The following is a 14,615-nucleotide window of genomic DNA, read 5'->3' as shown; positions in this document are numbered from 1 at the left end:
GTAATCTCGCCCCTTACTGTTGTCAAAAGCATCTTTAACCTTTGCATCAAACTCTTGGCGAGTTGCTTCGCGTTGAATACCCTTGTGGCGATGCTTAATCCAATAATAAAACCCACTTCGAGAAACCTTGAATACCTTAACCATGCGGACAACACTGAAGCACAGCAAGTGTTCAAGCATGAATTCATAGCAATCTACTTTAGATTTTTCGCGAAGTAGGTGGCGGCCTTTTTTACGATATCTAGCTCTTCTGCTTGTTCTTCCAACTGTCTTTTGAGTTTGGCTACTTCAGCAGCTAGCTCTTGTTCTCGCTGACTGGTTGTAGTGTTTTTCTTTACAGTCTTGCTGCCGCAGCGACTCCCACTTTCTCTGCTAGCTTCAGAGTTTCGGCTTTAAATTCAGGAGAATGGATAATACGTTTCTTCTTGTTTGTCATGATTCACCTCGTTAGTGATTGTACTCACTTAACTCAGTGTCCAAAACTGCTGGTGCAGATCAGTATTCCGAGTAGCTTACGAATATTCATGTTATCAATGGCCGTAGTCGATGATATTGGCGCAATCTTTGTTGTGGCTATTGGTTATGGTAATGACATTGAATGGCGGCCCGTCGTTTATGCATTAATAGGTTTTATTATTGTTCAAGGTATGAGCTTCTTGGGAGTTCGCAGTATTGTACTCTTCTCTCTTGTTGGAGGAATGATATGGTTGTCGGTCGACATGTCTGGTATACATCCGACAATTACTGGTGTGATTCTAGGCTTATTAACCCCCACAAATAAGTGGGTCAGCAAGCAACACCTCTCCACTATTGTGAACTCAATAGTGGCATCATCACCTATGAAGCAATGGAGCGGAGATAAGATTGAAGGAGAGACTTTAAGGACAGCTGCGGCGGCGGCCCGTGAAACGCTTTCACCGGTCGAGCGCTTAGAAATGTTACTTCATCCTTGGGTCGGGTTTATCATCTTACCACTATTCGCCTTTGCTAATGCTGGGATTTCACTAACCAGTACGAACGCAACTTCTCCAATTACTTTTGCTGTCTTTTTGGGTTTTGTTTTTGGCAAGCCTATAGGTATTGTGCTGTTCAGTTGGATATCCGTAAGACTCCGGGTAGCCATGCTTCCAGAAAATATGAATTGGGGAATGATTTTGGGGGGTGGGATGCTAGCTGGCATTGGTTTTACGATAGCATTGTTTATCTCAGAGTTAGCCTATAGCACTGATCAAATTAATGCAGCAAAACTTGGAGTTTTCTCAGCTTCCATCTGTTCAGCTTTACTCGGTCTCACTTTTTTACGGTATTTCTCTGTAAGAGAAAAACAGAACAACATCTGAATCTGAAATGTATAGACAGTCTGCGGTGAAAAACTACCGCAGACTGCTACCCCGTAATCTAAGACGCGAGACTTCACTATGACATTTTAGGAATATTAGCTGTCAGTTGCTTCAGAACATATTGAAGAATACCCCCCGAGTTAAAATACTCCAGTTCCTTAGGGTTATCTATACGAGCAGTAACAGGTATGGTGAGCTCAGCACCTTGCGCTGTTACTACGATAATATTGAGCTCCAATAACGGCTTTATAGGTTCGTGGGGGGCAATAAAAACAGTCTCATTACCCTCTAAAGTCAGTGAATTTAATTCATCTGGTCGCATCAGTTGAAGAGGCAGTATGCCCATACCGACTAAATTACTACGATGAATTCGCTCAAACGATTCCGCGATGACCGCTTTCACATTCAATAACAAACAACCTTTTGCCGCCCAGTCACGACTAGAGCCTGAACCATAGTCTTTGCCAGCAAATATTACCAACGGAACGTTAAGTTCGATTGACCTCCTGCTGGCGTCGTAAATAGGAATGATGGGAGGCGCTTTCTCAGTGGTTGACATGTTACAGTCATCCAGTTTGGTATCGCCGTAACATCGCGTGACACCGCCTATCGTCGGGGAGGCGATTTTGTTTTCCAAACGTACATTTGAAAAAGTCCCACGAACCATGATGTGATGATTTCCTCGGCGTGAACCATAGCTATTAAACTCTTCAGGTGTGATGTTTTTTGAAAGTAGATATTGACCCGCCGGGCTATGTTCTGAAATGCGGCCTGCTGGTGAAATATGGTCGGTCGTAATTGAATCCCCCAAAATGGCTAATATACGCGCTGATTCAACAGGAAAAGTCGGCGGTGGTATTTCCAAAAAAGGAGGGCGTTGTATGTAAGTAGAGCCTTCGTCCCAAGGGTAGCAGGGGCTATCTTTCATTGACAATTGTTCCCACTCTTCATCACCTTCAGTAATGTCGCTGTAGCTCAATCTAAAGTGGCTCTCATGGACTTGATTTAGCATTTCATCCAGCATGGCTTGGCTTGGCCACAGATCTTTTAGATAGACGGGCTCGTTGTTACTATTGAGCGCAATTGGGTCTTTTTCTAAGTCAATACAGGTCGTACCCGCTAACGCAAATGCGACGACTAAAGGTGGCGAGGCAAGCCAGTTTAGGCTAACAGAGGGGTGTACTCTACCTTCAAAGTTGCGATTACCTGATAATACCGCCGATACATTCAGGCTGTTTTCCGATATCTCAGTTTCAAGATTGTTTTTTAATGGGCCAGAGTTACCAATGCATGTTGTGCAACCGTATCCAACTCGATGAAATCCCAATAGGTCGAGGTAGTCTTGCAAACCCGTATCATTGAGATATCGAGCGACAGCTAATGAACCGGGGGCGAGAGAAGTTTTGACGTAGCTAGGAACGGTCAACCCTTTTTTAACTGCTGCCTTAGCCACTAAACCCGCAGTCAGCATAACAGCGGGGTTTGACGTGTTAGTGCACGAGGTGATAGCTGCAATGACGACATCACCATGATGTAAGGGTCTGGATGATCCTGGCTGGCTTGAGTTTGCGGCACCTTCAATAGCACATTGGTCAAGAGTCGCTTGCTTAATGGCGCTGATATTAAGTCTGTCTTGAGGTCGTTTGGGCCCTGCTATTGAGGTACCGATGGCAGATAAATCGACTACAACATTTTCGTCATACTCTGGTGAAGGGCGGTTTGTATCCCACCATAGATCTTGCTCTAGGGCGTATGCCCGCACTCTATCAATCAGTGAAGAAGGGCGGTTTGTCATGGTTAAATAGGCGATAGTATTTTCATCAATTGGGAAAAATCCGCAAGTGGCTCCATACTCTGGTGCCATATTGGCAAGCGTTGCTCGGTCTGCCACCGATAGAGTGGCTAAGCCGTCACCATAGTACTCAACGAACTTACCAACCACGCCATGAGACCTTAACCTTTCTGTGATCGTCAAAACCAAATCGGTCGCAGTCACACCGGGACGCAATTGCCCATCAAGACGTACTCCGACAACTCGTGGGATAGCGATATTTAGTGGCTGACCAAGCATTGCAGCTTCGGCTTCTATGCCTCCCACTCCCCAACCCAACACGCCTAACCCGTTTATCATAGTGGTGTGGCTATCGGTTCCTATTACCGTGTCTGGTGTTAACACTCTTTTTTCGTCTTCGCGCACAACTTGAGATAGATATTCCAGATTGACTTGATGGCATATCCCCTTACCGGGAGGGATCACTGTCAAGTTACGGAAGTTTTTTTGTGCCCATTTTAGAAATGTATAACGCTCTCTATTTCGTGCCATTTCATGTGCGCGATTTGTTTGTATCGAAGATTCTGAACCTGATTGATAAACAATTAACGAATGGTCTATGACAAGATCAACCGGACATTTGGGTGTTACATAACTCGGATCTCCGCCTTCTTGAGCTACTGCATCTCTTATTGCGGCTAAATCGACTAAAGCAGGTATCCCAGTATAGTCCTGCATCAGTACTCTACTAGGATAGAAACTTAATTCTGATGAATTACCATTGCTCTCTGAGTCGAGAGCCTTATTTTTAAAGAGCAATGCTTCAATAATTTGAGATGACTCTTTTAAATCAGAGGTTTGTCGCATTACATTTTCAATAAGCAGACGTTTAGTTCCGGGAATTTTGGACAGGTTTACTTGATAATCTTGGGCAAGTTTTTTTAATGACCAGTATCTATATTCTGTGCCTTTTACATTCAGTGACCTTAGATATGTTTGGCGCCATGCTTTCTCGTTGGTGGGTATCATGATTTGTTTCCTTTCAATGATGGTTGACCTTTATAAAAGGCACCTCCTTGTCATAGACATGTTTTCTGGGACACTTTTATATTTCCCATATCCAAATAGCTTTGATCAGCTGAAAATCTATAACCTGAAAGGATCAGAGTTGAATTTCGAAAAGAAGGAAGAAGTTGGAATGGACTTTTACCATCAAACAATAACTAGACAAAAAATGAAGGCAAAGCATTTGATTGCTATGCCTTCAGCCGTATCTAGATGAGAGCCACGTTTGTTGCGTGCGGTCCTTTCTCACCTGGTTCAACTTCAAAACTTACTTTTTGCCCTTCCAACAGGGTCTTAAACCCATCAGACGAAATCGAACGGAAATGGACAAAAATATCCTTGCCATCACTATCTTTGGTGATAAATCCAAAGCCTTTATTCTCGTTAAACCATTTTACTGATCCAGTTTCTCTGTCAGACATATATACCTCGACTAAACCTATAGGTTAAGGCTCTGGTAACTAGAGCTATTTCATAGTCACTCAAGAGGGCTGTCGCAGAAGTTAAACGAAAAATTTCGAAAATAACTGTGAAAGGAAACTTGTTTTATAATGAAAAAATAACTCAAATTCGCGGAGCTACTTTAAGTATAAGCCTTAAATTGAAAATAGTTAGTTTAGTCTTCGGTCATATTTTAATTTGGTTGTAAGGTTATGATTTTAAAAATATCAGTAAGTTTCTAACGCGTTAGCTAACAAAAAATGACTTTATGCCAACTGCAAGCAAATGGCCGAAGTTGCAACACGCTGGTATTTGCGATACTTACAATGCTAATTTAACTAGTGCTGTTACTCACTTTTGTCCTTTTTATGCTGACTTGTGTAGTATCATTGTTTCTTTCATAGTCAACGTGGATGCGGTGCGAAATTCAGTCAACCATCAAAATAGGATTATATGTGAGCAAGTTACCTAAACCGACACAAAAGCAGAAACAACTTGGTCTTAATCCGAAAGGAAAAGGATTAAGCGGATACCAGAAGAGTTGAAGAGAAAGGATGTCCGCAAACGAATAGAAGATATTGAGGAACAAAAGAAGTGGGATAAGGAATGGGGATTGTGAGTTCAAGAAACCTCTCTGAACTTATCAATATGACACTCCTCATGCATTCTGAAAAACTGAGTAACTTGGAAAGAGACATGCTTGCAGGTTTACTCGACCAACTCTACTGTGAACAGGCTTTGACAGACAAACAAATTAAACTGTGTCAAAGGCTAATACGAAAAACTAATCAAGCCTGTGTATTTATTGATGACACTCCAAACGAACCGTGATTGCTAGGCAATGTCAGTCTTCGATGTTATCAACCCAGCCTTGCTCAAGCGTCAATCGAGTCAGAACTTGATCCATTAAATCTTTGATTTCAATTTGATCAGTACCCTCTGGCGCATGATGCTCTGCTGAGCGCTTTGCGTTCGTTAGGTTTTTCATGAAGATAGCTTCGCTATCCATCACGGCGTGTCTCACGTTGAAGTAAGTGACCTGGTAGGTCGGCATAGTATTATTCCTTCTGTGGGGGCGTGAAGATGTGATGCTTTCAATATAGCACTTTTTCATGCTATAGCATTCTAACTGACTTAGCCTTCTTGATTAAAATTGACTCGTCAAATCACTGATTATCAAGAAATATGAACGCAAAGCCTACTTCTCTGCCTTCCAATATGATGATGCGAGTTCGACTCTCGCTGTACGCTCCAAATCCACAAACTAACGCGCACTATGACTGACATTTATCATCGCCCACCATTGTTTAAGCAACATAACGCCGCTCTCGCTATGATGTACCTACCAGACATGTCGTGGGTGCTAATGATGCTTAGAGATTATCTATTGAAGAGCACGGTCTTTCAATGGGCAAATATTGAGCATGCCTTAAGGGGAATGGTGCAACACCCATACTTTTCCTAATACCTAATAGTCTAAATAGAGTAAATTTCCTAACCAACTTTTGTCCAGAAACTTCACAATTGGCACTTCGTAGCACAGAAGTGCCCCAAAGCTTGTTAGCCTTTTGAAATCGAATGGGAGTAATACATTTATTTTACTTGAATTTGGCTAATGCCAAGTTATCAGCAATAACACTCTTTACTTGCCCGTATTCATATAAATTCGAATCTATTAGCTTGTCTAGAAAATGTTATCAATAAACAGGGTTAACTATAAATTTACAAACTGATGGAGCTAATAAATTTTATAAGCAAGGATGCAATTATTTAGACGGTGATGTTCATTTTTAATAATCACAATCATTAAAAATGATTCTTTCAACTCTCTTTCCAACAGCACTTACAATATAAATATTCTTGTCCTGTTTAGTCTCTGTTTTGTATTTAGACACGATGACTAATTCATTCTCAGTCACGTTTACTTGCACTTCAATATCCGAAATGCTGGTTAGAAGAGAGTTTTTACTTTCAGTCACTGTATTAAATTCTAATTTTTTATCAAGAGAAGATTTAACACATTCTATATCTAGAACAACATTTTTAATAATCTTTGAGGTATATGATTCCGAGTATGATTCATACTTATAATCACACCCTGAAAATAAAATAATAAAAATGGTATATACAAGTATATTTTTCACTATATCTCCAAATTGATAAATCAAAATTTATTTTTACGTGTTAATTAATGAGTGATTGTAAGATTAAAATAATCACTTCATTTTTTACCATAGGGTTTAATTATTAGTAATTTATTGAACCATCTAGACCGATTATTAAATCATATCTTGAAGCTAAAAATTAATTCAATTTCATCATCAAGTCTTCTACCCGTTGGTATAAATCCGAGCTTTTGGTAAATATGGAGAGCATTCCCTTCCTCTTTATCCATTGTGGTCAGGGACACGCCTTGTAAACCGATAATGGAAGCGTATCGCTTACTAAAGTTAATCGCTTGATTTCCCAATCCCTTTCCTTGAAAACGATGGTCAATCATGACGCGCCACACGTACAAATGATCCTTTTGAAAGTGCTCATCGAACTTGTCGAGTAGTCTTGGATCGATAAGAGAGATGAGCCCTGCTGGTTTGTCGTCTAAATAAATGCCGTAACTGACGCTATCGTCGTTGAAACTCGCCTCTGCAAGCCATTCTGCGTTATTAGCAATGAGGTGTTTTTGGGACTCTTCCACGGAGAGGTCGATAATGTCATCGATGGTGTTACCGTTTATTTTTAAAAAGCCAACGTTATTCATGGTAATCTCCCTTGGATAGGTATTTATCTAAAACTATTTGCGCAATATAAAGATCTTGATAGGCAATTCCTGAGCTATCAAAAATAGTAATGTCGTTTTTGTTCCTTTCTTTTAATTGAAGATTGTCACCGATCTGATAGATCTCTTTATCTGGCGCATGCTGGAACTCACCAATTGTTTTGGACTGAGATAAATAATCACAGTAGAGGGTGGCGTTCTCAAATAGCGATGGTGGAAGTTCCTGTTTTCCTATTTTATCTGCTCCCATTGCAGAAATATGAGTTCCAGGTTTTACCCATGAAGATTCAAACAAAGGAGCGGTGGACGCTGTAACGGTAACAATAATATCTGCGCTTTCACAGGCTTCTTGAGCGGATTTGATGTCTGTTGTTAACCCTTCTTTGCTTAGCTCTTGCGCTAGTTGGTTGGCGTTAGTCTGATTTCTACCAACAATCAGGACTTTAGATAGATTCCTAACTTTTGAAATGGCAAGCGCTTCGTATTTAGCTTGATGACCTGTGCCAAATAACGCGAGTACAGATGAATCTTGTCTCGCCAGTAGATCAACAGCGATGGCATCAGCTGCTGCAGTTCGGTAGGCATTGACCAAACTTGCTGACAAAATGGCTTTCATTTCCCCCGTATCCGGTGAAAGAAGAAAGATATGAGTACCATGGTTCGGTCGCCCAAACTGATTATTGCAAGGCCAATAGCTTCCCATTTTCCAACCAAGTAATTGATTTGTGCATGCTGATTTGAGTGAAAACATTGAGCCTTCGATCGGGCCTGATGCGTTAACGACCGGAAATATTGATGAGTGCTGATCTTGTACTGAAGAAAATGCCGCTTTGACCGCTTTGTATGCCAGTTCGTGAGAAATTAACGCTGCTGTCGTTTTTTCATCTAGATAAATCATGTTTACCACCCTGAAACACGTTGCCATTGCTCAATTTGACCCTCTACCAAGTCAAAGACATAGTATTTACTGTGCATCGCGCTTGTAGAGCATGCATGATTTGGGACGATGTGTACTCTAGAACCAATGGGAAAACATTCGAAGTCGATCTCGCTTCCAGAAGCCGCTTCGAGTATGCCGTGCTCTTGATTTACCTGCATGACTTTCAGTATTTGATTCTCTTGGCCGTTCGGTTGGAGAACCACGCCATAACATTGTTCGTCGTGGCCTTTATCTAAAGAAAGAGCCATCCAACCAGCATCAACAAATATTTGCCCCCTCGATTTGTTGTGTCCAATAACACTACTTACTACTGAGATTGCGATATCGTTTAAGGTACACACTCCAAGCCGATGCATCACTAAGTCAAACAACGAATAGACGCCAGCTCTGACTTCTGTGATTCCACTTGTGTTTGTGTATGAGCATGCCGTCGGGGTAGACCCCACGCTGACTATTTCGCAGTAAATCCCAACCGACTCGAGGCGTTTCGCTGCAAGTTGTGCAGTCGCTACTTCATTACTGGCTGATTGGTTTAGCGCTTCTTGAGACGAACAGTGGTAAGACTCACCCGCGTGGAGCATCACGCCTTTAAAATCGGCAAAACCTTTATCTAAGCTCTTAGCCAATGCAATTAGGGCTTCGGAATCTGCACTTACGCCACCTCGGTGTCCGTCGCAATCAATCTCTATCAGGCAGCTAATGACACACTCATGTTCTTGACAGTAAGTGTTAACGAAATCGACTTGTTCCATGCTATCAAGTAAAACCACAATACTCATGCCACGTTTCAGTAACTGCTCGACTCGTAATAGTTTTTCTTGTGATATGCCAACTGCATAGAGAATATTTTTACAGCCATAACTGGCAAGCTGTTCTGCTTCCTCAAGGGTGGATACAGTGATTGGAGCCTCTAGAGAGTCAATTAAGTAAGGAAGCGCATCTAACGACTTTACTGTTTTAAAGTGGGGTCTTAGTGGTGTGCCTAGTTTCGACATATGGCTGCGCATTTGAGCAAGGTTGCTCAAAAATTTTTGTTTATCCAAATAGAGAAATGGTGTGCCGATGGCATTGTATTGTTTTTCTAAATCAGGGTGTTCCGTATGCTTAATCATTTCATTTACCTAAACTTGCAAAGTGAAATTAACTATTGATGAAATGATTATGAAGTAGGAAGAAGTTGAATTATATTAACAAAAATCTACTTATACATTAGGTTGGAAGTTAATGTTAACGACAGAAGATATTCGATTTCTTGTGGTAGTTTCTAACCATAGAACATTGGCAGATGCGGCTCGTACGCTCAATATAACGCCGCCATCAGTCACTCAGCGTATTCAACATATCGAAAAGAAGCTATCGCTTAAGTTACTTCAACGGCCTTCGCGCGTGGTTAGCTTAACAGAAGAAGGGCGCGTTTTAGTTGATACTGGTATTTCGATCCTTGAAGATTTGGACGAGCTCACCGATAAACTCAATGAAAGCAGAGGGGATGTCAGTGGTTGTCTAAGAGTATTGGCGCCCCTTGGCTTTGGCAACGATGTGATAGCCCCTTTATTAGGTGAGTATAAAAAAGCTCATCCTCGCCTAGAGGTGGAGCTAGAGTTATCAGATAAGCCAAACTGGGCCAACCATCATAAATGGGACATTATCATCTACATTGGTCACCTGGCGGACTCCAGCCTTAAGATGGTGAGTTTAGCCCCAAACAAGCGCTTTGTTTGCGCTTCGCCGGAGTATTTATCTCGTAATGGACAGCCTAAGACTCCGCAAGATCTTAAGAAGCATCAATGTATTGCGTTGAGAGAAAATAATGAAGATGTCACGTTGTGGAGTTTTACTCATGCAGTAACAGGGGCCATAGAAAGTGTTCGTATTCGTCCTTCTCTTGCAAGTAATGAGGGCAGAGTGATTAAAGACTGGGCCTTAAGAGACTTAGGGATCATCATGCGATCTGAATGGGATATTCAATCACAGATTGATAGTGGTAAATTAGTGCGATTATTGCCAGATTATGAGCTTCCAAATGCCGATATTGTTGCCCTCGTGAGTTCTGCTGCGCATGAGAGGTCAGCGCGAGTCACTGGCTTTTTATCTCTATTAAAAGATCAATGCCAAAAAGCGCCGTGGTTAAGTTGATAGTATGTTGTTATCAGAGGTGTGCCAGCGCCGATCATAGTAAACACACCTTTGCCCCTTTTCTTGTTTACTTAGTGTTTCCATTAGTAACGCTTTCAGGATTTCATCATAATTATTCAAATGGCCCCGCGACTCCTATAAACGGACAAAGCCAGTAACATAAGTTACTGGCTTAATTAAAAGACGAAAATATTCAGTGTATTAACGATGCTTTTCGGTAAAGTTGAGTACAATTTCGTTAATTTCATCTGGCTTATCAAGCTGCACCCAGTGAGTTGCATCATTCACACGAGTAAACTCAAAGCTGCCATCTTCACCGATGAAGTGGGCTGAATCTTTCATTTGCTTTTCACCTAGATAGTAGTCTTGTTCCGACCAAATACCTAAACAAGGTGCTTGAACGTGACCAAGGTCTTCCGCTTTCATTGGACTTTCTAGGTTTAACGCATTGCGATACCAGTTAAGGCCTGGGAGGATATCTTTGCCTTCTTTAAAAGCTTCTTTCCAATGTTCCCATTCAGGATGGTTTCGGATCCACTCTTTAAATAGTTTCCAATCTTCAGCAGCGAGCAGGTCTTGCGCCATCGGTAATTGGAAGAAGAAGAAATACCATGACATTTCACGCTGTTGGATATCAGGCATACTAAGTATACCGAGTGGATGACCAGCCGAAATTGCAGTCAGAGATTTTGTCGCTTGTGGGTAAATACCGGCAAAAGCCCAAGACACAACCGAACCCCAGTCATGACCCACAACATGAGCCTTCTCTATATTAAGGTGATCGAGAACAGCTTTCACATCCGAAGCAAGCATCGTGATGTGATAATGTTCTTTTTCCATTGGCTTAGATGTTTTACCGTAGCCACGCATGTCCAAAGTAATGACACGGTAGCCAGCACTGACAAATGGGTCAACTTGGTGACGCCAAGCATTCGCTGAGTCAGGGAAACCATGAACGAAAATAATAGGTTCATCTTGACCTTTTTCATAAGCCTGAATGGTAATGTCACCATTTATTACTTGGAATTCACGACCTAGATGTGACATATCTGTATTCATATTTTTTCCTTCTTATAATCAGTAGTCACCAGTGGCGACTACTGAAAAAGTGACAACGAATTATTTTTCTGACTGACCAAGCATTTTTGCTAGATCTTGTAAGCCTTTATCGTTTTTCCAATCATAAATAGGGTCAAACAATCCCATTAGCTGAGAGGCTTTAGCGTTGCCACCTTGAGTGACTTTAACTTTTCCAGCTTTTAGCAGATCATCAAAAGTCGCGATATTGTTGTAAATTTCAGCCCACACTTCTGGTTTCATTTGTACGGTCACATCTGATTTAGCTGTACTCATTTCAGCGTTATCAAGGTAATTTACTACCGCTCGGCTGATTTCAAGTCCGTAAACGTGGTTGTCACCAAAATCGAATTTGATGGTTGCCTCAGTATCACCTGAACGCTCAGGGTTAATACGAATACGGTAATAGTTAACGTAATCATTGATGTTTTGTACGATTGAAGCAGGGGCCGCTGGAACATTCTTAATAATATTTACTTGACCGCGAAGTTCAGCAGCTTGTGCTAAATAGAAAGAACGTGAGTTGGTTGATGTGGCACGGTAGCCCATTTGTTCCAATGCATCGGCTTTTAACTCTTTGTTTTCTTTGGTCGGATTGAGCTTGACTATAAAATCAGAAAGTTGCGCCGACCATAAATAGTCGCCGTTATCGAAGGCTGTCTTCGCTAGATTGTAAACTTTATCTTCGCCGCCCATTGCTGAGACCATGCGTGTCGCTTCGTCTTGTGGATGCAACTTATTCAAATGCGCTGCATTACGATCAAATTGTCCGAATAACGCAGTGTAAATGCGTGGCGCCATGATGGATACTTCACCATAGTTTTGCACGAGGATTGGCGATTCTTCCAGGTATTTAGGTAGTTTTACACTATAACGAAGTTCGTCCGGGCCTTGACCCAATGCAATATTTTTTAATGTTTGGTCAAGAACAAACGCCAAACCATCGTGGTAATCTTTCAGGCGCTTATTAATTTTGTCATTACCAACCATTGAAGTTGAATGCGTTGACATGACGATTTCTGGTTTTAGTTCTTTGATTTTCTCTACCGCATTCATCCACTCATTTGGATTGCGGTAACGTCCACCACGAGCACTGTAGATATTCGGGAACCATCCCCAAAGAACGTTGTTCACCACTGCTTTTTTACTTGGAATATAAGACATTAGCTGATTCGCAGTATCAGTAGCGATACCGTCCATGTAGAACACAATGTCTAAGCCTGCAACATTAATAGTTTCACCATCATAAGTTGGCGATAAGTTTACTGGCACGAAACCACTTTGGTCTGGCATGATGGTGTTCTTGTATGCCGCATTGTCACCTTTCTCTGGTGTTGCATACGCATTAAATTGCTCAATACTACGACCGATTGTTATACCACTGGTCTCTGGATGGATTGATGCTGCACCGCCATTTTTAGCGATCGAGGCATTAGTATTAGGATGGCCGATGATTTTGATATTGTTGTTGCCACGGGCTGCTTCTTGTTCAACGAAGTAACGCGCCCCAAAAACATAGTGCTCGTGAGAATATACGATTGCAGCAATAGGCTTATCTGTTTCTTTACGCAGCATTGCATAGAACTCTGCTGCATCATGCCCATTGTCACCAGTATCAAAAACAATCAAACCTTCAGGTGCTTCAACCACACTGACATTCAAAATGGAACGAGTGGCAAAAGTCCAAATACCATCGGCAACGTTTATTGTAATTGGATCATCGTAAGAGGAACGTTGCTCACTGTTTACGTCTAAATTCCAGTATTTGGCTGTTTCTAGATTTACTTTAGCGTTATTGCCGTTTTCTGGGAGGTGGGTTAATGGCGTATCTTTCGCATTCATGTAAGGAGAGTTGAAATCAGCATTATTAGTTGCAAATGATGATGTTGCTGTTAACGCCATGATAGAGGCTAGCGCTAGAGTCAGAGTTTTCACTTTCATATTTATAACCTTTGTTTGGTCAGTTTTATATGATAATGCCCTTGTAAAAATCATAACTAAAGTTAAGATTAACTTGCGTTTTTTGCAAGAAGGTAGCAAGGCATGGAATTACAAAATCGTTATGTAGATTTGCCATTAGAGCTAATGAAAACGATGGTTCTGCTTTATCACAACCCGAATCTTAAGAAAGTTGGGGACATTCTTAACAAGTCTGAAAGTGCCGTTAGCCGAGATATCACCAAGCTGCGTGAAAAGTTGAATGATCAGATTTTTATTCGAAGTGCTCAGGGTATGGAGCTGACGCCTTTGGTTCAGCAACTCGCTCCGCAAGTGGAGCAACATTACAATCAAATAGCGAACGTATTGAAGCAAGCGGCGACTTCTTATACTGATTTTTCACAATATACTCAGCCTATTGTGATTGCGCTTAATTCTTATATCTATCAGTATGCCGCGGCAAAATTGACAAAAGTTTTGCTTCAACATTTTCCGCAAGCGACCGTTCATATCCAACGTTGGGGGAAGAACTCCCTTGATGGTATTGATTTGGGGGACATAGATATTGGTGTGCACTTTAGCGACTTTGAAACCAATAAAAGCATCGCTCAAAGGCATATTTGCAAATACCATGTCTACTTAGCGTGCCATCCTGATGTGCAAATTACCCAATTAGATGATGTGCATGATAATTTACTGATTGTGTCTCGATTACCTTCTTGGAATGAACATCGTTATCGCCTTTTAGAGAAGCTAAAACTTGAAACTAAAAAAGTTGCCTATGTTGATTCATTAGCTACGGCTTACGAAGTTGTTCAAACCGTACCGTCGGTTTCATTTCTACCTGAGTTTATCTATGACAGTTCAAAAGTGAAAGCGATAAAATTAGATGACAATATTGATTATTCACTTTCGTCTTTTTTTAAACAAAGCTATAGCCGAGAACCATTTACGCAGCACTTACATCAGTTAATACAATCTGTTCTTTCACCCAAAGAGTCTTGATGATCTGCTCCAGCCAGACTGGACACTTCATTAAGCGACATTTTTCTGTTCAAAGTTAACTGGGCTTAGATACCCAAGAGCACTGTGCCTTCTCGTCCGATTATAATCAACCTCAATGTACTCGAA

The 14,615-nt window shown here is 41.4% G+C and carries 12 protein-coding genes and 2 pseudogenes; 3 read left to right on the top strand and 11 right to left on the bottom strand.

Features of this window, described 5'->3' with window-relative positions:
* A pseudogene (locus UF05_RS24380) lies at positions 1-436 on the bottom strand (IS3 family transposase); the annotation flags it as partial.
* A gap of 46 nt (positions 437-482) precedes the next feature.
* Here UF05_RS24380 and UF05_RS08675 point away from each other — a divergent pair.
* Positions 483-1,340, top strand: a pseudogene (locus tag UF05_RS08675) (Na+/H+ antiporter NhaA); the annotation flags it as partial.
* Between the two features lie 76 nt (positions 1,341-1,416).
* Here UF05_RS08675 and acnA read toward each other — a convergent pair.
* The 7 genes from acnA to UF05_RS08630 form a co-directional block, all read right to left on the bottom strand.
* Positions 1,417-4,140, bottom strand: a complete 2,724-nt coding sequence (gene acnA, locus UF05_RS08670) for an aconitate hydratase AcnA (protein ID WP_045545958.1) — start codon at positions 4,138-4,140, stop codon at positions 1,417-1,419.
* 245 nt (positions 4,141-4,385) lie between these two features.
* A complete protein-coding gene (locus UF05_RS08660) occupies positions 4,386-4,598 on the bottom strand; it encodes a cold-shock protein (RefSeq protein ID WP_005378997.1) in 213 nt (70 codons plus the stop codon).
* Between the two features lie 863 nt (positions 4,599-5,461).
* Positions 5,462-5,671, bottom strand: a complete 210-nt coding sequence (locus UF05_RS08650; protein WP_005378991.1) for a hypothetical protein — start codon at positions 5,669-5,671, stop codon at positions 5,462-5,464.
* A gap of 736 nt (positions 5,672-6,407) precedes the next feature.
* Positions 6,408-6,761 carry a hypothetical protein gene (locus UF05_RS08645; RefSeq protein WP_020842006.1) on the bottom strand — a complete coding sequence of 118 codons (354 nt, stop codon included), beginning with the start codon at positions 6,759-6,761 and terminating at the stop codon, positions 6,408-6,410.
* Between the two features lie 140 nt (positions 6,762-6,901).
* A complete protein-coding gene (locus tag UF05_RS08640) occupies positions 6,902-7,375 on the bottom strand; it encodes a GNAT family N-acetyltransferase (RefSeq protein WP_020842007.1) in 474 nt (157 codons plus the stop codon).
* On the bottom strand, positions 7,368-8,291 hold the full coding sequence (locus UF05_RS08635) for an ornithine cyclodeaminase family protein (RefSeq protein ID WP_020842008.1): 924 nt from the start codon (positions 8,289-8,291) through the stop codon (positions 7,368-7,370). The genes UF05_RS08640 and UF05_RS08635 overlap by 8 nt, the downstream gene beginning before the upstream one ends.
* Before the next feature lie 2 nt (positions 8,292-8,293).
* Positions 8,294-9,445: an alanine racemase gene (locus UF05_RS08630; protein WP_020842009.1), complete on the bottom strand. Its 1,152-nt coding sequence runs from the start codon at positions 9,443-9,445 to the stop codon at positions 8,294-8,296.
* A gap of 112 nt (positions 9,446-9,557) precedes the next feature.
* Here UF05_RS08630 and UF05_RS08625 point away from each other — a divergent pair, with 112 nt between their 5' ends.
* Positions 9,558-10,469 carry a LysR family transcriptional regulator gene (locus UF05_RS08625; RefSeq protein ID WP_020842010.1) on the top strand — a complete coding sequence of 304 codons (912 nt, stop codon included), beginning with the start codon at positions 9,558-9,560 and terminating at the stop codon, positions 10,467-10,469.
* 201 nt (positions 10,470-10,670) lie between these two features.
* Here the strand turns inward: UF05_RS08625 and UF05_RS08620 are convergent, their stop codons facing one another.
* On the bottom strand, positions 10,671-11,528 hold the full coding sequence (locus UF05_RS08620) for an alpha/beta fold hydrolase (protein ID WP_048852404.1): 858 nt from the start codon (positions 11,526-11,528) through the stop codon (positions 10,671-10,673).
* A gap of 60 nt (positions 11,529-11,588) precedes the next feature.
* The gene (locus tag UF05_RS08615; RefSeq protein ID WP_045545956.1) at positions 11,589-13,487 is read right to left on the bottom strand and encodes an alkyl sulfatase dimerization domain-containing protein; all 1,899 of its coding nucleotides are present in this window, start codon (positions 13,485-13,487) and stop codon (positions 11,589-11,591) included.
* 102 nt (positions 13,488-13,589) lie between these two features.
* Between UF05_RS08615 and UF05_RS08610 the strand changes: the two genes are divergently transcribed.
* Positions 13,590-14,489, top strand: coding sequence for a LysR family transcriptional regulator (locus UF05_RS08610; RefSeq protein ID WP_029865369.1), 900 nt, complete (start codon positions 13,590-13,592; stop codon positions 14,487-14,489).
* A 30-nt stretch (positions 14,490-14,519) separates the two neighbouring features.
* Here the strand turns inward: UF05_RS08610 and UF05_RS24375 are convergent.
* A partial coding sequence (locus UF05_RS24375) for an IS3 family transposase (protein WP_139045501.1) occupies positions 14,520-14,615 on the bottom strand: 96 nt, incomplete at its 5' end.

It is taken from the genome of Vibrio sp. S457-15 (assembly GCF_000960545.1).
GTDB classification, from domain to species: domain Bacteria; phylum Pseudomonadota; class Gammaproteobacteria; order Enterobacterales; family Vibrionaceae; genus Vibrio; species Vibrio parahaemolyticus.
The sequence above is the reverse complement of the archived record's forward strand: the minus strand, read 5'-3'. Positions and strand labels throughout refer to the sequence as shown.

Excerpts from the sequence above, each read along its gene's own strand:
- UF05_RS08625 (WP_020842010.1), top strand. The coding sequence starts at position 9,558 with ATGTTAACGACAGAAGATATTCGATTTCTTGTGGTAGTTTCTAACCAT.
- acnA (WP_045545958.1), bottom strand. The coding sequence starts at position 4,140 with ATGATACCCACCAACGAGAAAGCATGGCGCCAAACATATCTAAGGTCA.
- UF05_RS08635 (WP_020842008.1), bottom strand. The coding sequence starts at position 8,291 with ATGATTTATCTAGATGAAAAAACGACAGCAGCGTTAATTTCTCACGAA.
- UF05_RS08630 (WP_020842009.1), bottom strand. The coding sequence starts at position 9,445 with ATGATTAAGCATACGGAACACCCTGATTTAGAAAAACAATACAATGCC.
- UF05_RS08620 (WP_048852404.1), bottom strand. The coding sequence starts at position 11,528 with ATGAATACAGATATGTCACATCTAGGTCGTGAATTCCAAGTAATAAAT.
- UF05_RS08640 (WP_020842007.1), bottom strand. The coding sequence starts at position 7,375 with ATGAATAACGTTGGCTTTTTAAAAATAAACGGTAACACCATCGATGAC.
- UF05_RS08610 (WP_029865369.1), top strand. The coding sequence starts at position 13,590 with ATGGAATTACAAAATCGTTATGTAGATTTGCCATTAGAGCTAATGAAA.
- UF05_RS08650 (WP_005378991.1), bottom strand. The coding sequence starts at position 5,671 with ATGCCGACCTACCAGGTCACTTACTTCAACGTGAGACACGCCGTGATG.
- UF05_RS08660 (WP_005378997.1), bottom strand. The coding sequence starts at position 4,598 with ATGTCTGACAGAGAAACTGGATCAGTAAAATGGTTTAACGAGAATAAA.
- UF05_RS08615 (WP_045545956.1), bottom strand. The coding sequence starts at position 13,487 with ATGAAAGTGAAAACTCTGACTCTAGCGCTAGCCTCTATCATGGCGTTA.